The 21,262-nt window shown below is 66.4% G+C and carries 22 protein-coding genes; 8 read left to right on the top strand and 14 right to left on the bottom strand.

Translation table 11 applies throughout. The annotated features are described in order from the left end of the window. Window positions 1–41: 41 nt before the first annotated feature. Genes FE811_RS05860 through FE811_RS05880 form a run of 5 tightly spaced genes read right to left on the bottom strand, consistent with a single transcriptional unit; the run spans window position 42 to window position 4,607 of the window. Window positions 42–1,040: a branched-chain amino acid ABC transporter permease gene (locus FE811_RS05860; protein ID WP_116222621.1), complete on the bottom strand. Its 999-nt coding sequence runs from the start codon at window positions 1,038–1,040 to the stop codon at window positions 42–44. 1 nt (window position 1,041) lies between these two features. Next, window positions 1,042–1,929: a branched-chain amino acid ABC transporter permease gene (locus FE811_RS05865; protein ID WP_116222620.1), complete on the bottom strand. Its 888-nt coding sequence runs from the start codon at window positions 1,927–1,929 to the stop codon at window positions 1,042–1,044. Between the two features lies 1 nt (window position 1,930). Then, window positions 1,931–2,635: an ABC transporter ATP-binding protein gene (locus FE811_RS05870; RefSeq protein WP_036757657.1), complete on the bottom strand. Its 705-nt coding sequence runs from the start codon at window positions 2,633–2,635 to the stop codon at window positions 1,931–1,933. Then, window positions 2,632–3,408 carry an ABC transporter ATP-binding protein gene (locus tag FE811_RS05875; RefSeq protein ID WP_036757688.1) on the bottom strand — a complete coding sequence of 259 codons (777 nt, stop codon included), beginning with the start codon at window positions 3,406–3,408 and terminating at the stop codon, window positions 2,632–2,634. The genes FE811_RS05870 and FE811_RS05875 overlap by 4 nt, the downstream gene beginning before the upstream one ends. After that, window positions 3,408–4,607 carry an ABC transporter substrate-binding protein gene (locus FE811_RS05880; RefSeq protein WP_116222848.1) on the bottom strand — a complete coding sequence of 400 codons (1,200 nt, stop codon included), beginning with the start codon at window positions 4,605–4,607 and terminating at the stop codon, window positions 3,408–3,410. The genes FE811_RS05875 and FE811_RS05880 overlap by 1 nt, the downstream gene beginning before the upstream one ends. 189 nt (window positions 4,608–4,796) lie before the next feature. Here FE811_RS05880 and FE811_RS05885 point away from each other — a divergent pair, with 189 nt between their 5' ends. The 4 genes from FE811_RS05885 (at window position 4,797) to FE811_RS05895 (ending at window position 10,153) form a co-directional block, all read left to right on the top strand. Next, the gene (locus FE811_RS05885) at window positions 4,797–5,714 is read left to right on the top strand and encodes a LysR family transcriptional regulator (protein WP_114537477.1); all 918 of its coding nucleotides are present in this window, start codon (window positions 4,797–4,799) and stop codon (window positions 5,712–5,714) included. A 373-nt stretch (window positions 5,715–6,087) separates the two neighbouring features. Continuing rightward, window positions 6,088–6,213 (top strand): hypothetical protein, encoded by a 126-nt coding sequence (locus FE811_RS28170; protein WP_255469678.1) that lies wholly within the window; start codon window positions 6,088–6,090, stop codon window positions 6,211–6,213. 9 nt (window positions 6,214–6,222) lie between these two features. Continuing rightward, complete coding sequence (locus FE811_RS05890; protein WP_116222618.1) at window positions 6,223–6,906, top strand: autotransporter-associated beta strand repeat-containing protein; 684 nt, start codon at window positions 6,223–6,225, stop codon at window positions 6,904–6,906. Between the two features lie 961 nt (window positions 6,907–7,867). Beyond that, complete coding sequence (locus FE811_RS05895; RefSeq protein WP_116222616.1) at window positions 7,868–10,153, top strand: FepA family TonB-dependent siderophore receptor; 2,286 nt, start codon at window positions 7,868–7,870, stop codon at window positions 10,151–10,153. A gap of 81 nt (window positions 10,154–10,234) precedes the next feature. On the opposite strand, the gene FE811_RS05900 is transcribed toward FE811_RS05895, so the two are convergent. From FE811_RS05900 to FE811_RS05915, 4 genes are all read right to left on the bottom strand, one after another. Then, window positions 10,235–11,077, bottom strand: a complete 843-nt coding sequence (locus tag FE811_RS05900) for a metal ABC transporter permease (protein WP_116222615.1) — start codon at window positions 11,075–11,077, stop codon at window positions 10,235–10,237. Beyond that, the gene (locus tag FE811_RS05905; protein ID WP_116222614.1) at window positions 11,074–11,940 is read right to left on the bottom strand and encodes a metal ABC transporter permease; all 867 of its coding nucleotides are present in this window, start codon (window positions 11,938–11,940) and stop codon (window positions 11,074–11,076) included. Before FE811_RS05905 ends, FE811_RS05900 begins: the two co-directional genes overlap by 4 nt. Beyond that, window positions 11,937–12,821: a manganese/iron ABC transporter ATP-binding protein gene (locus FE811_RS05910; RefSeq protein WP_116222847.1), complete on the bottom strand. Its 885-nt coding sequence runs from the start codon at window positions 12,819–12,821 to the stop codon at window positions 11,937–11,939. The genes FE811_RS05905 and FE811_RS05910 overlap by 4 nt, the downstream gene beginning before the upstream one ends. 118 nt (window positions 12,822–12,939) lie before the next feature. Then, entirely contained in the window at window positions 12,940–13,842 is a 903-nt protein-coding gene (locus tag FE811_RS05915) for a metal ABC transporter substrate-binding protein (RefSeq protein WP_116222613.1), read from the bottom strand. A gap of 197 nt (window positions 13,843–14,039) precedes the next feature. On the opposite strand from FE811_RS05915, the gene FE811_RS05920 reads away from it, so the two are divergent. The 4 genes from FE811_RS05920 (at window position 14,040) to FE811_RS05935 (ending at window position 16,334) form a co-directional block, all read left to right on the top strand. Next, window positions 14,040–14,513 (top strand): Fur family transcriptional regulator, encoded by a 474-nt coding sequence (locus FE811_RS05920; protein ID WP_166435584.1) that lies wholly within the window; start codon window positions 14,040–14,042, stop codon window positions 14,511–14,513. Window positions 14,514–14,591: 78 nt separating this feature from the next. Continuing rightward, window positions 14,592–15,143, top strand: a complete 552-nt coding sequence (locus FE811_RS05925; RefSeq protein WP_140846965.1) for a hypothetical protein — start codon at window positions 14,592–14,594, stop codon at window positions 15,141–15,143. 286 nt (window positions 15,144–15,429) lie between these two features. Then, window positions 15,430–15,615 carry a hypothetical protein gene (locus tag FE811_RS27850; protein WP_208861644.1) on the top strand — a complete coding sequence of 62 codons (186 nt, stop codon included), beginning with the start codon at window positions 15,430–15,432 and terminating at the stop codon, window positions 15,613–15,615. A 281-nt stretch (window positions 15,616–15,896) separates the two neighbouring features. After that, window positions 15,897–16,334, top strand: coding sequence for a Fur family transcriptional regulator (locus FE811_RS05935; RefSeq protein WP_181180826.1), 438 nt, complete (start codon window positions 15,897–15,899; stop codon window positions 16,332–16,334). Window positions 16,335–16,361: 27 nt separating this feature from the next. Here FE811_RS05935 and FE811_RS05940 read toward each other — a convergent pair whose 3' ends face one another. The 5 genes from FE811_RS05940 to FE811_RS05955 are packed head-to-tail and all read right to left on the bottom strand — an operon-like array spanning window position 16,362 to window position 21,224. Continuing rightward, window positions 16,362–17,228 (bottom strand): RimK family alpha-L-glutamate ligase, encoded by an 867-nt coding sequence (locus FE811_RS05940; RefSeq protein ID WP_116222610.1) that lies wholly within the window; start codon window positions 17,226–17,228, stop codon window positions 16,362–16,364. A 6-nt stretch (window positions 17,229–17,234) separates the two neighbouring features. Beyond that, the gene (locus FE811_RS27385) at window positions 17,235–17,594 is read right to left on the bottom strand and encodes a hypothetical protein (RefSeq protein WP_181180827.1); all 360 of its coding nucleotides are present in this window, start codon (window positions 17,592–17,594) and stop codon (window positions 17,235–17,237) included. A 16-nt stretch (window positions 17,595–17,610) separates the two neighbouring features. Next, a complete protein-coding gene (locus tag FE811_RS27390) occupies window positions 17,611–17,913 on the bottom strand; it encodes a helix-turn-helix transcriptional regulator (protein WP_208861643.1) in 303 nt (100 codons plus the stop codon). A gap of 60 nt (window positions 17,914–17,973) precedes the next feature. Next, window positions 17,974–19,719 carry an ABC transporter permease subunit gene (locus FE811_RS05950; RefSeq protein ID WP_219848866.1) on the bottom strand — a complete coding sequence of 582 codons (1,746 nt, stop codon included), beginning with the start codon at window positions 19,717–19,719 and terminating at the stop codon, window positions 17,974–17,976. Between the two features lie 8 nt (window positions 19,720–19,727). Further along, window positions 19,728–21,224, bottom strand: coding sequence for an ABC transporter substrate-binding protein (locus tag FE811_RS05955; protein WP_116222608.1), 1,497 nt, complete (start codon window positions 21,222–21,224; stop codon window positions 19,728–19,730). Window positions 21,225–21,262: the final 38 nt, after the last annotated feature.

A 21,262-nucleotide genomic window follows, 5' to 3' on the forward strand; every position in this document is an offset into this window, starting at 1 on the left:
GACACTCCATGATGGCCCCCGCCGGCGCGGGGGCCGCACCATCACGATTCGGAACGGAACCCCATTTTTCTGCCCAGCCTGGTTGCGAAGAACTCGCCGACGAGGCCGCGGCGGAACAGCAGGACGCAGACCATGAAGACGAGGCCGGTGATGATCGTCACCGGGAAGTCCGATGTGGCCAGGTAGTTCTGCAAGGTGACCACCAGGCCTGCGCCGACGATGGGCCCCAGGAGCGTGCCGATGCCGCCCAGCAGCGTCATCAGGATCACCTCGCCCGACATCTGCCAGGTCACGTCGGTCAGCGTCGCGAACTGGAAGATCAGCGCCTTGACGCCCCCCGCCAGCCCCGCCAGCGCCGCCGACATCACGAAGGCGCCCAGTTTGTAGCGCTGCACCGAATAACCCAGCGAGATCGCGCGCTGCTCGTTTTCCCGGATCGACTTCAGGATCATGCCGAAGGGCGAGTTCACGAAACGCCGGATGATCAGGAGCCCGATCACGAACACCGCCAGCACGAAGTAATACATGTTCATCGGCCGGTTCAGGTCGATCAGCCCGAACAGGTGCCCGCGCGGCACCGACTGGATGCCGTCCTCGCCATGGGTGAAGGGCGCCTGCAGGCAGAAGAAGAAGAACATCTGCGACAGCGCCAGCGTGATCATGGCGAAATAGATGCCCTGGCGGCGGATGGCGATGGCGCCCATCACCAGCCCCAGCAGGGCCGCGCCGGCGACGCCCAGCAGGATGCCGGCCTCGGGCGACCAGCCCCAGACCTTCACCGCATGGGCGGTGAAATAGGCCGCGCCCCCGAAGAAGGTGGCATGGCCGAAGGACAGAAGCCCCGTGTAGCCCAGCAGCAGGTTGAAGGCCGAGGCAAACAGCGCGAAGGCCAGAAGCTTCATCAGGAAGATCGGGTAGAGGAACATCGGCGCCACCAGCAGCCCGGCCAGGGCGATGGCGACCAGCACCAGCTGCACCTGCCCCGCGCGCGGATGGGCCGCGACATGTTCCGAGGCGACGGTTTCGGATTTTGCGGCCATGTCAGGCATCCTTTCCGAAAAGGCCCGCGGGCCGCAGGATCAAGACGATCGCCATGATGACGAAGATCACGATGTTCGAGGCCTCGGGGTAGAAGACCTTGGTCAGCCCCTCGACCACGCCCAGCATGTAGCCGGTGACGATGGCGCCCAGGATCGAGCCCATGCCGCCCACGACCACCACCGCGAAGACGATGATGATCAGGTTCGAGCCCATCAGCGGGCTGACCTGGTAGACCGGCGCCGCCAGCACGCCGGCAAAGCCCGCAAGCCCGGCGCCGAGCGCATAGGTCAGCGTCAAGAGCAAGGGCACGTTGACGCCGAAGGCCTGCACCAGCACCGGGTTTTCCGTCGCCGCGCGCAGGTAGGCGCCGAGCTTGGTCTTTTCGATCAGCAGCCAGACCCCGATGCAGACCGCCAGCGAGGCGATGACCACCCAGCCGCGATAGATCGGCAGGAACATGAAGCCCAGGTTCACCGCCCCGGTCAGCTGCGGGGGCGGCGCATAGGGCTTGCCCGAGGCGCCGAAGAAATAGCGGAAGGTGCCCTCGATCGCCAGCGCCAGGCCGAAGGTGAAGAGAAGCCCGTAAAGGGGATCGAGCTTGTAGAGCCGCGACAGCATGGTCTTTTCCACCAGCGCCGCGAACACCCCCACGATCACCGGCGCCAGGATCAGCGCCAGCCAGTAGTTGATGCCGCCCACGGTCAGGAGCAGCAGCGCCGCGAAGGCGCCCAGCATGTATTGCGCGCCATGGGCGAAGTTGATCACGCGCAACAGCCCGAAGATCACCGCCAGGCCCAGCGACAAGAGCGCATAGAAGCTGCCGTTGATCAGCCCGACCAGCAATTGCCCCATCAGGGCCTGGAGGGGCACGCCGAAAATCATCGTCATCTCACACCCCCAGTTCCCGATGCAGCATGTCCATCTGCGCCGGCAGTTCGGCGACCGGGAATTCCGCCGTCATGCGGCCGTGGTCCATCAGGTAGAAGCGGTCGGCGACCTTGGCGGCGAAGCGGAAGTTCTGCTCGACCAGCACCACGGTCATGCCGCGGCCCTTCAGCTTCTGCAGCACCTCGCCGATGGCCTGGATGATGACCGGGGCCAGCCCCTCGGTCGGCTCGTCGAGCAAGAGGCAGCGCGCGCCGGTGCGCAGGATGCGCGCCATGGCCAGCATCTGTTGCTCGCCGCCCGACAGCTTGGTGCCCTGCGAATTGCGGCGCTCCTCGAGGTTCGGGAACAGCGCGTAGATCTCCTCGACCGACATGCCGCCCTCGGCGACCTTCGGCGGCAGCATCAGGTTCTCCTCGACCGAGAGGCTGGCGAAGATGCCGCGTTCCTCGGGGACGAAGCCCAGCCCGGCGCGGGCGGTCTGGTGCAGGGGCAGCGCCATCATGTCGCGCCCGGCGAACTGGATGCGGCCGGTGCGCTTGCGCAGGATGCCCATGATGCTGCGCAGCGTCGTGGTCTTGCCCATGCCGTTGCGGCCGAGGATGCAGATGGTCTCGCCTTCGTTCACATGCAGGTTCACGCCGTGCAGGACGTGGCTTTCGCCATACCAGGCCTGCAGGTCGCGGACGTTCAGAAGCGGCGCGCTCATGCCTCGGACCCCATATAGGCGGTGCGCACGCGCGGATCGGCCGAGACGGTGGCATAGTCGCCCCGCGCGATGATCTCGCCGCGCTGCAGCACGGTGACGTGGTGGCAGATGTCGGCGACGACGCTGAGGTTGTGCTCGACCATCAGCACGGCGCGTTCGGCGGCGACGTCGCGGATGATGCCCGCGACCATGGCCACGTCCTCCTGCCCCATGCCGGCCATCGGCTCGTCCAGAAGCAGCACCTCGGGGTCGAGCGCGAGGGTGGTCGCGATCTCCAGCACGCGCTTGCGGCCATAGGACAGGTCGGCGGCGCGGTGGTCGCGGTATTGCGCCAGGCCCAGCTGCTCGATCAGCTGGTCGGCGCGCGCATCCAGCCGGTCGAGCGCGGACAGCGGCAGCCAGAACTGCGTCGAAAGCCCGTTGGGGCGTTGCAGCGCGACCTTGACGTTCTCGCGCACGGTCAGGTGCGGGAACACCGCCGAGATCTGGAAGGACCGCACCAGCCCCATCCGCGCCACCTTGTCGGGCCGGGTGTTGGTGATGTCCTGGCCCAGGAGCGTGATCTGGCCCCGCGTCGGCTGCAGGAACTTGGTCAAGAGGTTGAAGACCGTGGTCTTGCCGGCGCCATTGGGCCCGATCAGCGCGTGGATGCGCGCATGCTCCACGTCCAGATCCACGTTGTTGACGGCGGTGAAGCCCGCGAAGTCCCGGCCGAGGCCGCGGGCGGACAAGACCACCCGCGGCTGGGACTGCGTTGCAAGCGTCGCCGCCATCACTGGACCAGCGGGCAGCCGCTTTCGGCCGGGTTCAGGAAGGCCTGATCGCCCGGAATCGTGGCCAGGACGTTGTAATAATCCCAGTCCTCGGTCACGTCGCCGGGCGCCTTGACCTCCATCAGGTAGACGTCCTTGATCAGCCGGCCGTTGGGCCCGACCTTGCCGCCCTGGGCAAAGATGTCGTCCACCGGCATCTCGTGCATCTTGGCGGCGACGGCCTCGGTCTCGTCGGTCCCTGCCTCCTGGATCGCCTTGAGGTATTGGGTGACGGCGGAATAGGTGCCGGCATGGACCATGTTCGGCATGACGCCGGTGCGTTCCTTGAAGCGTTCGCCGAACTCGCGCGATTCCGGCGTGCGGTTCCAGTAGAAGCTTTCGGTCAGCGTCAGCCCCTGCGCGGCATCCAGTCCGATGCCATGCACCTCGGCCAGGGTGAAGAGCAGCGCCGCCAGGCGCTGGCCGCCGGCGGTGATGCCGAATTCGGCCGCCTGCTTGATGGCGTTCTGCGTGTCCATGCCGGCATTGGCCAGGCCGATGACCTTGGCCCCCGAAGCCTGGGCCTGCAGCAGGAACGAGGAATAATCCGTCGTCGCCAGCGGGTGGCGCACCGCGCCCGCGACCGTGCCGCCCTGCGACTTGACGAAATTGCCGGTCTGCTCTTCCAGCGAATAGCCGAAGGCATAGTCGGCGGTCAGGAAGAACCAGCTGTCGCCGCCCTCCTTCACCAGCGCGCCGCCGGTGCCCACGGCCAGCGCATGGGTGTCATAGGCCCAGTGGAAGCCATAGGGGGTGCATTGCGGCCCGGTCAGCTCGGTCGTGGCCGCGCCGGTGTTGACGGTGATCTTCTTCTTTTCCTGGCTCAGCGCCTGCACCGCCAGGCCGACCGACGAGGTGGTCAGTTCCATGATCGCATCGACCTGCTCGGTGTCATACCATTGCCGGGCGATGTTCGAGGCGATGTCGGGCTTGTTCTGGTGATCGGCGGTGACGACCTCGACCGGCGCGTCCAGCACCTTGCCGCCGAAATCCTCGACCGCCATCCGCGCGGCCTCATAGGAATACTTGCCGCCGAAATCGGCATAGACCCCGGACTGGTCGTTCAGGATGCCGATCTTGACCACCCCGTCCGAAACCTCGGCCAGGGCAGGCGTGGCAATAAGGCCGACCGCGGCGGTCGACAGCAGAATCTTTCGCATTATGTCCTCCCAAAGGCGCATCCCTTCCACCGGCCGCTTCTGCCTGCCGGGTGGGAATACTGTCCTGTTACCCGCGAGGGGGCGACTCTCGCCTTGCCCCTCCCGCATGGAACGATGCAGGCAATTCGGCTTTGACACAAGTGTTCAGAGAGGTTTAATTTCTTACAGGGCGTGTGCGTTTTCGAACAGATGGCCAATCTCAGCTGGGACGATCTGCAATTCTTTCTGGCGGTTGTGCGCGAAGGGCAGCTTTCGCGCGCGGCGCGACAGCTGGGCACCTCGCATGTCACCGTCTCGCGCCGCATCGACCGGCTGGAGCAGGCGCTGAACACCCGCCTGTTCGAGCGCAATCCCCGCGGCTACGAGCCGACCCCCGCCGGCCAGCGCCTGATCGAGGCGGCCGAGCGGATGGAGCAGGCCGCCGGGCTGATCCCGCTGGAGCAATCCGCCGCCACCGGCCAGGCGCGGCCGCTGCGGCTGGCCATGCCCGAGGGCTTCGGCAGCCTGTTCTCGACCCATCTGCTGCCGGCCTTTGCCGCGGAATTTCCGCTGATCTCGCTGGAACTCATCACCATGCCGCAGGTGTTGTCGCTGTCGCGGCGCGAGGCAGACATCTCGATCACGCTGGACCCGGTCACGAGCGGCCCCTATCGCTCCGAGCGGCTGGTGGACTATACGCTGCACCTCTACGCCACGCGCGAGCATCTGCGCAGCCTGCCGCCGATCGCCAGCCCCGAGGATCTGCCCCGGCTGCGCTTCGTCGGCTATATCGAGGAGATGATCTTCGCCCCCGGCCTCGACTACCTGGGCGAGATCCATCCCGCGATCCGGGCCGGGGTGAAAAGCTCCAGCATCTTCAACCAGCTTGCGGCGGTGCGGGGCGGGCTGGGGATCGGCGTGCTGCCCTGGTATATCGCCGCGAAATATCCCGAATTGCAGATCGTGCTGCCTGAACGGGTCCGCCTGACCCGGACCTATTGGCTGACCTGCCACCGCGACCTGCGGGTGATGCAATGGGTGCGCGCGGTGATCGGCTTTCTGTCGGCAAGGCTGGCCGAGCGCGGCCACGAACTGTCCCGCCCCCTCGGCCATGCCGGGCCGGGCTGAGGCTCGCCCGGCAAGCCCCTGCGGGTGCGGAATCGATCAAATCCTTCGGAAATGCCTCGGGGCTTCGGCATGCCGCTTAACCTTCTCTTAACGTTCCTTTGCCAGAAAGGTCGCAATGAATGGCGACACGATGGGGGAAAGCCCGCCAGATGGCATCGCGACATGCCCTTCCGACGGCCCTGCTGGCGAGGGTTGCCCCGAATGCCCGCCTGCGCAGGGCATCGGCCGTCCACGATCCGCTATATTCGACCGCGCTGGCCCTCGTCCTCGGCAGGGTCATGGGCAGCCCCGTCGCCTTGGCGCAGACCGTGGCCGCCAGCGGCGACATGCTTCCCGGCATCCCGCCGCCCCCGCTTGCGGCCTGGAACCTTGCGTGGGCGTGAACGCCCAGGATGCAATCGACATCGACGGCGGCGGCGGAACGCTGGCGATCCAAGCGGGCGGCCGGCTGGACACAGGGTCCGGCGTCATCGGCAGCGAGGCCGGCAAGTCCGGCTGAGTCAACGTCATGGGCGACGGATCGAACGGCCATGGCCGCGCCTATGCCTCTCGGGGCAGCCTGCGGGCGGGGGCTGCCGGCAGCTTTGCGACCCTCGGCGCGCATGCCGTCGATGCCGGGGCCTCGCTCGACCTGGACGGGTTCGACCAGACCATCGGCTCGCTTTCCGGGGCCGGGGACGTCACGCTTGGCCAGGGCACGCTGACCACGGGCGGGGACGGCAGCGACACGGGCTTCGGCGGCACGATCTCGGGCACGGGCGGGCTGGTGAAAGAGGGCGGCGGCACCTTGATCCTGAGTGGCACCAACACCCACAGCGGCGACATCCTGGTGGCCGGCGGCGTGCTTCAACTGGGAAGCGGCAGCATCGGCACCCTGATGATCGCGGACGACCTGGAACTCGGCACCGGCTCCGTCCTCGGCTTTGACCTGGGCGCCTCCGGCCCGGCCAGCGGCGGCGGCACAAGCGATCACGTCGCCGTCGGCGGGCAGCTGACCCTGGACGGCGTGCTCAGGCTTTCCAATGCGGGCGGCGCGGGCCTGGGCTATTACCGGCTGCTGAGCTATGGCGGGCTGACCGACCATGGCCTTGGGATCGCGACGACGCCGGCACTGGGAACAAGCACCTATGAAATCGTGACCGGCGGCGGCCATGTCGACCTGGTGGTCGGCACGGCGGCGATGCGGCGGTGAAGATCTGGCGCGGCGGCAGCGGCGTCTGGAGCGCGGCGAACCTAGCCTGGCGGGACCGTGGCGGCGACATCCCCATGGCCTTGGGCCGGCGGCCACGGCGCCTTCAACGGGACCGGAGGGCTGGTCGAGGTCCAGGGCGATTTGTCCTTCAAGGGCCTGCAATTCGTCGCCGACAGCTATGCCCTGGCCGGCGGCGGGATGCTGAAGACAGAGGCGGGCGGCGGCGAATTGCGCGTCCTTGCGGGGGCGACGGCCACCATCGGCACCCGGATCGGCGGCACGGGTGCTCCCCTGTCGCTGCCGCTCCCGCTTACGATGGCACTGCAACTGTTCGGCGCTTGTGTCAATCGCGTGATGGCGGCGGGCGGCCCGCCTGGCAACCCTGCGGGGCTGCATTGCCGGCCGAAAGATTCGTGCCGACGGCGGGTCGATCCGGTCGGTCTTGACCTCTGCAGTTCGCACAACGCAGGCCGCCTTGCTCAGATGGCAGCCGGGGCAACTCCACCTCCCCCTCCGCGCCGAAGAGGGCGATCAGCCCATCCGCCGGCACCCCACGCCAGACCAGATAGTCGTGGCCGCCTGCATATTTCCGCCACGCGACCTCATCGCCCTCAAGCCGCAATTCGCGCAGTTACGGCGAGGCTTCCAGAATACCCGCAGTGCCCGCACGCCCGGGCTGCGTCTGGTGGAGGGCTTGTCCTTGGTCGAACGGTCCAAGGCTGCCTGCCTCGCCGCCAATCCTGTAAACCGATTTCCTGCCGGACACCACGCTGCGAAAATCAGGGGCCAGACTTCGAAAGCTCTGCTCTTGCAGGCTCGGCCGTGGCAGAACAGCCACAGATGCGGCGCGATTGCCGCAGCCTCGGCATTCTTTGCGTTGAAGACTTAATTCACAAATGGTTGAAGCCGGCAAGCGCGCGAGACGCCAGCCATCCCTGACCCTTTCCAACAGGAGCATGCGATGGCGACGCCTTTCCCGCGCCCGACCACGGGCACCGCACTCTGTCTGCTGATGTCACTGCCGGTCTTCGCCGGTTCCGTCCTGGCACAGGAGACAACCACCGAGGACACGGTCGTCCTTGAAACGGTCGTGATCACCGCCGAGGAACAGGCCAAGCAGGCGCTCGGCACCTCGACCGTGACAGCCGAGGACATCGAGAAAGCCCCTCCGGTCAACGATATTTCCGAAGTCGTGCGCAAGATGCCCGGCGTGAACCTGACCGGCGCCACCGCCAGCGGCCAGCGCGGCAACCAGCGCCAGATCGACATTCGCGGCATGGGGCCGGAAAACACCCTGATCCTGATCGACGGCAAGCCGGTCATGTCGCGCAACTCGGTCCGTATGAGCCGCAATGGCGAACGCGACTCGCGCGGCGATTCGAACTGGGTGCCCGCCGAAATGATCGAGCGCATCGAGGTGCTGCGCGGTCCGGCGGCGGCGCGCTATGGCTCGGGCTCGTCGGGCGGGGTGGTCAATATCATCACTAAGCGCCCCGAGACCTTCTCGGGCCAGGTCGGGATGCATTACAATTCGCCCGAAAGCCGCAAGGAAGGCGACACGGTGCGCAGCAATTTCATGCTGGCTGGGCCCGTGGGTGAAAACCTGACCTTCCGTCTGTTCGGCAACTACAACAAGACCGACGGCGACGCCCCCGACATCAACCGCGTTCCTTTGCTGGATGATGATGGAAGTCCGGTTCTGGACGACGACGGCAACCCGGAATATCTCAACCTCGCGGGCCGCGAAGGCGTGGTGAACAAGGATCTGGGCGGCTTGCTGAGCTGGCAGGTCGCGCCCGGTCATGTCATCGACTTCGAGGCGAATTTCTCGCGCCAGGGCAACATCTATGCCGGCGACACGATGTTCGGCAGCGTGAAAGAGGATCAGGACGGCGTCAACCTGATCGGCACCGAGACCAACCGCATGTATCGCCGCGCCCTGTCCCTGACCCATCGCGGCGAGTATGATTTCGGCGAGTCGTTCAGCTATCTGCAATGGGAAAACACCCGCAATGCCCGGCTTTGCGAAGGCACGGCCGGCGGTGGCGAAGGTGCCATCACCAATTGCGTCGATACCGATGGCGACGGGGAAAACGACGCGATGGCGTTCAGCACCATCACGCTGGACAACATCACCGCCAAGAGCGAATGGATCCTGCCGATGAAGCTTGCCGGCCGGGACAGCCGCGTGACCTTCGGCGCCGAATATCGCGGCGAGTTCATGGAGGACGGCGTGTCGATCCGCGGCGGGCTCGACCCGTCGCTGGTGCCCGATACCGGCGTCGATCCCGACGGCGAGAACCGCGATCCCAAGACCGACCAGCAGACCATCGGCCTTTACGCCGAGGCGAACATCCAATGGAACGACAAGCTGACCCTGACCCCCGGCCTGCGCTTCGATTATAATGACAATTTCGGCAGCGCATGGTCGCCCAGCCTGAACGCGACCTATGCCTTCAACGACGAATGGACGATGAAGCTGGGCGTGGCGCGGGCCTTCAAGGCGCCGAACCTGTATCAGCTGAACCCGAACTACGTCTATGTCACCCGAGGCAATGGCTGCCCCTATGTCGACGGCGTGCGCCTCAGCGGTCCCTGCTACGTTCTGGGCAACCCGGATCTGGAGGCCGAGCGCAGCCTGAACAAGGAGATCGGCGTCGCTTATGCCGGTCACAACGACATCAGTGCCAGCCTGACCTGGTTCCACAACGACTATGACAACCGCATCGCCTCGGGCCGGATCCAGCACAACCCGGATGCGACGACAAACCGTCTGTTCCGCTGGGAAAACCAGAAGAACGCGGTGATCTCGGGGATCGAGGGCAATTTCTCGACCCCGCTGGGCGAAAGCTTCGCCTTCAACACGAACTTCACCAAGATGATCAAGTCCGAGGACGAGAACGGCCAGCCGCTGAGCCTGGTGCCGGACTATACGATCAACGCCTCGCTCGACTGGTATGCCACGCCTGACCTGACCCTGACGCTGGGTGCGACCCACTACGGCAAGATCGAGCCGGCGACGATCGGCAACAGCATGGGCAACGAGATCGAGGATCCCGAAACCCGCGGCAGCTATACGCTGGTCAACCTGGGTGCTAACTGGGCGGTAAGCGAGTCGGCGCGGCTGTCGGCCGGGGTGACGAACCTTTTCGACAAACGGATCCTGCGCACCAATACCAGCGACGGAACGAACACCTTCAACGAACCGGGGCGCGCCTTCTATATCGGGCTGACCTCGACCTTCTGACGCGGCAGGGCGGTCCCACCCCTCGCGCCGAAAGCCCCCGTGACGGCGGTGCCTCGTGCGCCGCCGTTTCCCTATATACACTCAAGTGAGCTCAAATGATGCCGTGGCGCGCCTGATCTGCCAGGTCCGCCGGACGAGGGCCGCGACGAAGGCCGCGGTCAGGATCAGGACGATGGTCGGCGCCGGTGCGCTGTCCAGGAAGAAGCTGGCGTGGACCCCGGCCAGCATCGCCCCCATGCAGACCGCGACAGCCACGATCAGCATCCGTCCGAAGCTGCGCACCAGCAGGAAGGCGATGGCCCCCGGCGCGATCAAGAGGCCCACCGCCAGGATCAGTCCCGTGGCGGTCATCGTGGCGACGATGGCCAGCGACAGGATGGTCAGCAGCCCGTAATGCAGCAGCCCGACCGGCAGGCCAGAGGCCCGCGCCTGCACCGGATCGAAAGCGTGCAGCATCAGGTCCTTCCACTTCAGGGCCAGCACGACGGAAACCGGCACGGCAATCCACAGCGCGGTGCGCAGGTCCGCCGGCACGATCCCCAGCATGTTGCCGAACAGGATATGGTCCAGATGCACGTCCGAGGTGATCGAGGTGTAAAGGACGATCCCCAGCCCGAACATGCCCGAGAAGACGACGCCCATGACCGTGTCCTGCTTGACCCGGCTGTTGGCCGACAGATAGCCCGTCGCCAGGGCCGTCACCATCCCGGCGCCGAAGGCCCCGAGGATCAGCGGAAAGCCGAAGATATAGGCCAGCACCACGCCGGGCAGCACCGCATGGCTGACGGCGTCGCCCATCAGGGCCCAGCCCTTCAGCACCAGGAAGCACGAGAGCAGCGCCGTCGGCACCGAGACGATGGCGGCGATCAGGAAGGCATTCTGCATGAAGCCGAACTGGAACGGCATCAGAAGCGTGTCGATCATTGCGCGCCTCCCTCTGCCAGAAGCTCCGCGCGGGCCTTGGCGCGGGCGGCCAGCAGCCCGTGCTTGGGCGCCCAGACGAAGGCGCTAAGAAAGACCAGCGTCTGCAGCAAGACGATGATCCCGCCCGTGGCGCCATCCAGGAAATAGCTGAGATAGGCGCCGAGGAAGCTGGTGGCCGCGCCGATGGCGACCGAAAGCGCGATCAGCCGCGGGAAGCGGTCGCAGAGCAGATAGGCCGTGGCGCCGGGCGTCACCACCATGGCGATGACCAGGAACGCCCCCACGGTCTGCATCGCCGCCACCACGCAGGCCGACAGCAGGACGAAGAACACGCCCTTCAGCAGCCCCGGCCGCAATCCGATGGAACGCGCATGGGCCTCGTCGAAGAAGACCACCATCAGATCCTTCCATTTCAGCGCCAGCACCGCCAGCGAAACAAGGCCGATGAGGGCGAGTTGCAAGGTATCCTCGGGCGTGATGGCTAGGATGTTGCCCATGGTGATGGTCTGCACGGAAACCGCCATCGGGTTGATCGAGACCATGAACAGCCCCAACCCGAAGAACGCGGTGAAGATCAGGCCGATCACCACATCGACCTTGAGCCCCGAGCGATCGGACAGAAACAGCATCGCCGCCGCCGCCAGCCCGCCCGAGATGAAGGCGCCAAGCGCGAAGGGCAGGCCCAGCATATAGGCGCCGGCCACGCCCGGCACGACCGAATGGGACAGCGCGTCGCCGATCAGCGACCAGCCCTTGAGCATGAGGTAGGCCGACAGGAACGCGCAGACCCCGCCGACCAGCGCCGAGACCCACATGGCGTTCGTCATGTAGTGATAGCCGAAGGGTTCAAGCAGCAGGTTCATCGGACGCCCTCGCGCGTGTGGGTGCGGTCGCCATATTGCACCAGCGGGCGTTCGTCGTCGGTCAGGATGGTGACGTGGCGGCTGTCCTCGTCGTCATGCAGCACCTGCCCGCCCAGGGTGAAATGGCGTAGCACGCCGCCGAAGGCCGCCTCGAGGTTTTCGCGGGTGAAGGTGGTCTCGGTCGGGCCATGGGCCAGCACGGTGCCCTTGACCAGCACCACCCGGTCGCAGAATTCCGGCACCGAGCCCAGGTTGTGGGTCGAGACCAGCATCACCCGCCCCTCGTCCCTCAATTCGCGCAGCAGCGCCACGATCTGCTCTTCGGTCTTGACGTCGACGCCGGTGAAGGGCTCGTCCAGCAGGATGACGCGGCCGTCCTGCGCCAGCGCGCGGGCCAGGAAGACGCGTTTCTTCTGGCCGCCGGACAGCTCTCCGATCTGGCGATGGCGGTAGTCCTGCACGTTGACGCGGGCCAGAGCCCGATCCACCGCGTCGCGATCCGCCTGCGACGGGCGGCGCAGGAAACCCATGTGGCCGTAGCGGCCCATCATCACCACGTCCTCGACCAGAACCGGAAAGGACCAGTCCACCTCCTCGGCCTGGGGCACATAGGCGATCAGGTTGCGGCGCAGCGCCTCGCGGACCGTCATGCCCAGCAGCCTGATCTCGCCCCTGGCCACCGGCACGAAACCCATGATCGCCTTGAAAAGCGTCGATTTCCCGGAACCGTTCACGCCGACCAGCGCGGTGACGGTCCCCGTGGGAATCGCGAAACTGGCATTGCGTAGCGCGGTCAGGCCGTTGCGGTAGGTTACCGACACGTCGCGCGCCACGATGCCACCGCCGGGGTCCGTCCCAGGATCGCTGTCCCTCATGGTCATTCTGTCGTCGCGCATCATGGTCATCGCTTTCTGCCGGAACGGGACGGCCGCCCTTTGAACGGGAAACCCGCCGCGCGGAAGGCGCCGCGGCAGGGCAGTCCTTTTTGCAAGCCAGGCCTTAGCTCGCGCCGGCCGCGAGCCCTTTCGCCACGGTCTCGGACGTGACCTTCAACAGGTCCAGGTAGGTTGGCACCGGCCCGTCCGGCTCGGACAGGCTGTCCACGTAAAGAACGCCGCCGTAATGCGCCCCCGTTTCGCGCGCGACCTGTTCGGCGGGCGCGGTATTCACCGTGCTTTCACAGAAGACGGTGGGGATCTGATGCTCCTTCACTCCGTCGATCACCGCACGCACCTGCTGCGGCGTGCCCATCTGGTCCGAGTTCATCGGCCAGAGATACAGTTCCTGCATCCCGAAATCGCGGGCCAGATAGCTGAAGGCGCCTTCGCAGGTCACCAGCCAGCGCCGGTCCTCGGGGATGCGGGCGATCTCGGCCTTCAGCGGCTCGAGCGTGGCGCGAAGCTGCTTCTTGTAGGCGTTGGCGTTCCTGACATAGCTTGCCGCGTTCTGCGGGTCATGTTCGCTGAAAGCCTCGGTGATGTTGTCGATGTAGATCAGCGCGTTGTCGAGACCCATCCAGGCATGGGGATTGGGTTTGCCTTCATAGGCGCCGGCGGCGATCGGGATCGGGTCGATGCCCTCGGTCAGCGTGGCCGAGGGGACATCGCCCAGGTTAACCAGGAACTTCTCGAACCAGAGTTCCAGGTTCATGCCGTTCCAGAGGATCAGGTCGGCATCCTGCGCGGCAATGATGTCCTGCGGCGTCGGCTCATAGCCGTGGATCTCGGCCCCCGGCTTGGTGATCGACACCACCTCGGCGGCATCCCCCGCCACCTGCCTTGCCATGTCGGCGATCACGGTGAAGGTCGTCACCACCTTCATCTTGTCCTCGGCCGTCGCGGCGCCCGCCATCAGCGCCGTTGCCGTCACCGCACCAAGCAGGCGCGCCAGTGTCGAAGACATGGGAATTCCTTTCCTGTTTCCATGGTCGAAAGCCCGCCTGCAAGGCCAGCCGCAGCATAGTTGCGAGCGAGTCGCAGTAAGGAATATCGATTCAAAACGATATTGCAAGTGCAATTCACTTGCATCTGTGCTTGACGAATGACGGCGCTTTCGCCATCCATTGTTGCGACTTGCTCGCAACAATGTCGGAGCCGCCAATGACCGCCAGCGATGACAGCCCATTCGGTTCCCACCGCGCCCGCAGCATCCTGGCCGAAGCGGGCCTGCGGGCGACGCGCCAGCGGCTCGCCATCGTGGATATCCTGTCCGGGCAGCCACCGCGCCATGTCTCGGCGGAAGATCTTTTCGACGCATTGCAGAGCCGCGGCGCACCGGGATCCCTGAGCAGGGTCTATGGCAGCCTGAAACGCTTCTGCGAAACCGGGTTGGTGCGGCGCGTGCCGGCCTATGGCAACACGGTCTGGTATGAGATGAAGGGAGAAGATCACCATCATTTCTATATCGAGGAAGAAGATCGCTTGCTCGACATCCCGGCCGGGATAATCCACCTCGCCGAGCTTCCCCCTGCCCCGCCGGGCTATGAGCTTGCGGGTATCGACGTGCTGTGCCGCATCCGCCGCACCGCGTCGGAAGCCGGACCGGGCGCAAGCCGCGGCGCACAGACACGGTGACGCCCCTTCCGATCCGAAGGGCGCCCGCCGCCCGAGCGATGTCGCGCCGCCGGCATGGTCATTCCCAAGGAGAAGACGATGAATGCCTTTACAGACCTCGATGCCATGAACGCCGCCGCCGCGACGCCGGCCGGCCGCGACCACCTCTGGCTCGAACTGACAGCCATCGCCAACAAGGCGTTTTCAGCCGGAGAACATGCTGCGGCCAGGACGCTCTACATGCGGGCCCTGACCGAGGCGGAGCGGCTTTTCGCGCTGCAACGACCCGAGGCGCTGACCGTTCCCCTGCCGGTGATCGTCAATGTCTCGTGCCACAACCTGGCCGCACTTCTGGTCCATGAGGGCAAGGACGCCGAGGCGACGGAACCCCTTGCCCGCGCCTTCGACCTGCTGACCGGGACCGCGAGCCGGCGCTCCGCCCCGATAGCGTTGCGGATCAGCTGTACGCAGCATCTGAAATATGCCCTGGCCGAACTGGCGGCGCATATCGGCAAGCAAGGCGCGACCGGGGCGGAAATCGACAGCCATGTCGCCCGCGCGAAAGCCGCCGCGCTTTCGGTGCATCATGCCGTCGAGCATCTGCGCCGCATCGCGCAATCGGCCTGCGGGCATTGCCGCCTGCTCAACTGATCCGCCCGGTCGGCATCGGGATTGCCGGACCAGGACGGCACGTCCCGCAGGATGCAGGCCGGGAACCATTGACCCAAGCCAGAAGGGTCGAGGGGCATGAAGGCCCTGACCGATGCGATGAAGGACATGCTGGCGAAACAGACGCCGATCCAGGCGACGGTGACGAAAACCGGCATCCCGACCATCGACCCAAGCGCAGCCTGTGGGTCCATGACGACACGCCGATCTTCGACGAAAAACCGGCGGCCAGACGCCGAAGACGACGCAAAGCGGATCGAAGATCGCCGTGGCGGTGATCGACCACGAAAAGCTGGACGACTATCGCTTTCTCGGCACGCCCCAGATCGTCGGCGCGGACGCCCCCTTCGACAATGCCGTGGCATTCGCCGGAAACGGGATGAAGGCGCCGAAATGCGCCGTTCTGGTCCATAGAGACGATTTGCTCACCCGACGCGGGCAGGCGGATGGATGACCTGACGGCCTGATCGCGGCCGAGATGGGATCGGCGCCTCCAAGGGCTGAAGGCAGGCGCCGGGCTAACCTTTACCGCCAGCGACGGATTCGCGGCGGCAGTCGCCCTATGCCGCGTCGTGCTTCGTAATCCGGCCCAGCGGCGGTAGGTGCGAACACCCCCAACCCAAGCCGGCCGAAACGGTCCCGGATGCCGGGCGGGATAGGGTGATGACCCCCGCAGGCCGAACTGCTATCGTGCCTGCTCACCCGCCGGGGGACCAACAGGGCGAAATCGAGCGAATGACCGTGAATCTCGAAAAGAAGCTGGCCGAGCTCTGCAAGGAAAAGGGCATGCGCCTGACCGGCCAGCGCCGGGTGATCCTGCAGGTTCTGAGCGATTCAGCCGACCATCCCGACGCCGAGGAACTTCATCGGCGGGTAAGCAAGATCGCGCCGGGGATATCGATCGCCACGGTCTATCGCACGGTCAGCACGCTCGAAAGCTGCGGGCTGATCGAACGCCACAGCTTCGCCGACGGGCGCGCGCGCTACGAAACCAGCGGCTCGGAACACCACGACCATTTCATCAATGTCGAGACGGACGAGGTGATCGAATTCCGCTGCGACGAGATCGAGCAGTTGCAGGACAGGATCGCCCGCGAACACGGTTTCGAAATCGTTGGCCACCGGCTGGAGATCTACGTCAGGCCGAGAGACGACAAGAATGGCGGCAAGTAGCGACCAGGATCAGCGCGATCCGCGACGTCAGGCGGCGCAGCAGAGGAGATCCACGATCCTTTCCGCCTTTCCGGGGCAGAGATGCAGGAACAGCGCGGGTTCGATCAGCTCGATCTCGGTCACCAGAAATTCACGCCCTGGCCGGGCGATGCCATCCACCCGCACATAGGCCGGGGGCGTGGGCAGCGCCGCAAGCGCGCGGCGGGCCACCTCGATGACGGCCTTGTCGGGCCGGATCCGTTCCAGCGCAACGCCATATTGCGAGTTCGCCCGCCACTCTCCTGCAGCGGGACGGCGCAGAACGGCATGTGAGAATGCGCCGCCGAAAAAGGTTAGCGTGGTCTCGCCCGTCTCACCGATATCGGCCTGAAACTCCTGAAGGACATGCGCGCCCGGCGGCATCTGCGGCCAGTTCCCGATCCGGGCCAGTTCAAGCAGCGTGACGCCGTTCCCGCTCTGCCCGATGGCGGGTTTCAGGACCGCCCTGCCCCAGCCCTCTTCCCGCATCCGCGCCGCGACCGTCCCGGCAGAGGGATCGGCGATCACATGGGTCCGGGGCACAGGAACGCCGCGCGCGGCAAGGTCCAGCAGGTAGGACTTCTCCATATTCCACAACATCAGGTCCGGCGCGTTGGCAAAGCGGCCACCCCCTGCCGCGATCCGGGCGATCCAGTCGCGGAACGCCCGCGGGGCGGCGGCATAGTCCCAGGCACAAAGCGGCAGGATGACCCGCGCGGTCAGGAAGGCCTGCTCATCGACGCTCTGCCAGGGCAGGCAGGTCACGTCGAAACCCCTTGCGGTCAGGGCCTCGATCAACGGCAGAAGGCCCGGCCCGGGATCGGGCCAGGCCGCGCAGGTTGCGATGGCAACCGAGAGCGTATCGTCAGGCGTCACGCCCGGTCAACGAATGACGACTTCCAGGGGACCGGGGTTGTCGCAATGATCGCCATGCGGATGATGCAGGTGGCCGTCGACCAGGTAATCGACGTGACCGCCATGGGGCACGGCCTCATGCCTGCAGCCCGGCCCGTGAACGTGGTCCGGCTCATGGCCGGCGCATCGGTGATCAGGGGTGCAGGTATCGGGGTTCGTCGAGCTGACCTCGATCACATGCTCGTCGACATGGTCGGCGTGGGGATGGTGCAGGTGGCCGTCATGCAGGTAATCGACATGATCGCCGTGGCGGACGGCGGTATGGCCACAACCCGCGCCGTGCTGGTGGTCGTGGTTTTCGTGATGGGGATGGGTGCAGTTCGACATGGTTTTTCCTTTTCGTTCAATGTTCTTCGCAGATATGGGCGATGGCGTTCTCGACCAGCTGCAGCACATGGGCATCGGCGATCGAATAGATCGCGGCCTTGCCCTCGCGCCGCCGGGCGACCAGCCGCGCTTGCAGCAACAGCTTCAGCCGGGCCGAGACGGTGCCGATCTGGGCACCCTCGATCTCGGCCAACTCGCCCACATTGCGCTCCTGTTCAGCCAGAAGGATAAGCGTGCGCAGCCGGGCCGGATCGGCCAGCGCCTTGAACATGGCGGCGGTCTCTTCAAGCTGATGCCGGTCCACCATGGCGAGTTTCACTCTATCAATCTATGATTTTTTAGATTGATAGAGTGATTCAAACAACCAGTCGAGCCCGCTTCACCGCCTGCGTTCCAGATTGGCCAGCGAGACGGCCAGAACCGCCAGCAAAACCAGCGCCAGCGCCGGGATGAACACCGCCCAGGGTGCGCGTTCAAGGTAAGGCATCCCCTCGGCCAGAACGAGGCCCCATTCCGGCGTGGGCGGACGCGCGCCAAGGCCCAGGAAGCCGAGCGCCGCCAGCGCCAGGGCGATGCCGGGCAGACGCAGGGTGGCATGGCGCAGCACCGGACCGAAAACCGCGGGCAGGATATAGCGCAGCGCCAACCGCAGCGGCCCGACCCCCAGCAGCGGCGCCATCTGCACATGAGGCTGCGCGCGCGCCTGCGTGACCAGCGCCGCGACATGGGCGGCCAGCGGCGCCCAGCCTACCGCCAGCACCGCGATCATCGCCCCGCCCGAGCTTGGCCCCATCAGCGCCGCCACGACAAGCCCCGCGATCACCGGGGGCGTGGCCTTGGTGATCTCGATGGGACCGGCCATCAGCCGCGGCGCGGTGCCCGCCACCAGCCCGATGCACAGCGCAAGAAAGGTCGTGATCACCGCCATTGAGATGGTCGAGACCGCCCCATGCGCCACCCGCGCCAGCACGTCGCGGCCCATCCCGTCCGCGCCCAGCGGCAGGGCAAGGCTGGGCGCCTCGAGCCGCAGATGGGCCGAGGTAAAGGGGTCGCGCGGCAGGCCCGCAAGGACCAGCGCAACCAGCAGCGCGAAGGCCACCACCGGCACGATCAGCGCGCGCCTTGTGGGCGCGGTATCGGGCATCGCCACCGGCAAGGCCCCCGTCCGCAGCGCCGGGCCAAGCAGGGCCGCGCTGGACAGGTTCGCAAGGCTGCCAAGCGTCACGGCGATCAGCAGCAGGATCAGGATCCCGGTTTGCAGCGCAGGCAAGTCCTGCGCCGAGGCCGCGCCAAGGGTCGCGCGGCCAAGGCCCGGGATGGAAAACACCTGTTCTACCGCGACCGCACCGCCTGTCAGCCCGATCATCACCATGCCGACCTGCGGCAACAGCCCCGGCATGGCCCGGCGAATGATCGCCCGCACGATCTTGGGCTGCGAGAAGCCCGCCACGCTCCACGTCGCGACCCAGCGTTCCGAGAAGGTGACGGCCAGCGCGTCTGAGAACAGCCGCCCCAGCAGCCCACCCGCCGGAATGCCCATGGCGATGGCGGGCAGCACGGCATCCTGCCAGCGCGTCCAGCCATAGGGCGCGAACCAGCCCAGCCAGACTGCAAAGACTACCAAGAGCAGCGTCGCCAGCAGGAATTCCGGTAGCGCAGTGAAGGCGGCGGCGATGGCGCCCGAGGATCGTCGCGGCTCTCCCCTCAGGCCCGAACGGACCACCGGCGCGCAGAACGCCGCGACGATGGGCACGACCACAAGGATCGCGCAACCCATCAGCGTCAGTGAGACGCCCGTGGCCTTCAGCATCCCCGGCAGGATCGGCGCGCCGGAAATCCACGAGGTGCCCGCGTCGCCCTGCAGCAGCCCACCGAACCAGCGCAGCAGATAGCTGACCTGCCCCTGATCGAGGCCCAGTTGCGCGCGGATCGCGGCCAGCGCCTCGGGCGTGGCTTCCTGATCGCCGGAGCGGGCGCGCAGGATCGACAGCGCCGGGTCGCGATCCGTCAGCCAGGGCAGTAGCCCGACCAGCACCAGCACCGCCAACAGCGTGACTGCCCGCGACAGGGCCGGCACGAAAGGCGCAATCCGCCAGCCCACGCCGTGCCGCACCGGAGCGACCACCCCGGCCATCATTCGGCCCGGATATGGGTGCGGGTATTGACCAGTTCCCGTTCACGGGGGTCGCGGACGGCATCGACGACGCCAGCGGCCTCGCCCTGGATCACCCGTTCATGCAGCATCGGCACGGCGGCATGGGTGGCGAGGATCGCAGCCTCGGCCTCAATGATGGCTCGCTGGCGCTCTTCGCCCGCGGCGGCCTCGGCAGCGCGGCGCAGTGCGGCATCCACGTCCTGATCGCAAAGCTGCGAGATGTTGAACGAGCCTTCGCAGGCGAAATCGCTGAACATATAGGCCACCGGATCACCGGAATCGAGGACGGTCGCCCGCGACAGGATGAAGGCGTCGAACCGCCCCGCCAGCGCGTCGGCCTCGATATGCGCGTATTGGCGCACTTCCATAGTGACGTCGAACCCGGCCTGCGTCAGTTGCTGTTCCAGGAAGACCGCGACTTCGGGCAGTTCGGCCCGGTCGGTGAAGGTCGCCAGCACGATCTTGGCCCCGCCCGCGTCACCCGGTTCGGGGGCGCCCACCGCCGCCCGCAGCCCGTCCGCCCAAGGCAGCGCCGGGCCAAGCAGCCCGCGCGCCACGTCGGCGCGGCCCTCATAGACCATGCGCACGATGGTCTCGCGGTCGATGGCGGCGGCGGCGATCCGGCGCATTTCCGGGTTGGCGAAGGCGCCGTTTTTCGTGTTCAGATACAGTGTGTTGGTGCGCGGCATCGGCACCTCGTGGATGAGGTTCTGGTCCAGCAGCGCCGCCTGCGAGACCGGGATCGCCTCGACGACATGGGCGGTGCCGGTGCGCAGCGCCGCCGCGCGGGCCGTACCGTCGGGGACGTAATCGGCGTCGATCCCGGCGACCTGCGCGCGTTCGCCCCAGTAGCCGTCGAAACGGTCCAGCTTCGCGCTGGTGGTGCCGTTGATCTCCTTCAGCACAAAGGGCCCGGTGCCCGCCTCGATCGGGTTCACGCGACCGTCCGCCCCATAGGCACGCTCGGCCAGGATCGCCAGTTGCGGACTGGACAGCCGGTTCGGGATCAGCGGATCGACATCGCGCGACCGCACCAGCACGGCGTCGTCGCCATCGGCGGTGATTTCCAGTTCCACCCCGTCGAGGATGCGCGGCTTCGGCGCGGCCTGCTTGGCGGCAACCAGCGAGGCGACGACCCGTTCCGGCGTCAGATCGGTGCCATCATGGAACTTGACGTCCTTGCGGATGACGAAACGCCAGGTGTGGTCGTCCACCTGCGCCCATGCGGTGGCAAGGAAGGGCTGCGGCAGCCCGTCCGGGTCCAGCCGGATCAGGGTTTCCGCCGCGCGCCAGCGCGACAGCTTGAAGGCATCGTCCGACAGCGGCGTCAGCCCCGAACGCGGCGGCTGCAACATCGCCAGCCGGATGCGGGCGTTGTCGTCATGCGGGGCGGCGTCCTGTGCAAGGCCAGGGCCGGCGGACAGCATCAGCGCGCCCAGCAGCGACAGGACGAGGGGTTTTCGGGTTGCGAGCATCGGTTGCACTCCATTCATGGCGGACGCAGGCGCCGCCG

It is taken from the genome of Paracoccus sp. FO-3, from assembly GCF_006386455.1.
GTDB lineage: Bacteria > Pseudomonadota > Alphaproteobacteria > Rhodobacterales > Rhodobacteraceae > Paracoccus > Paracoccus versutus.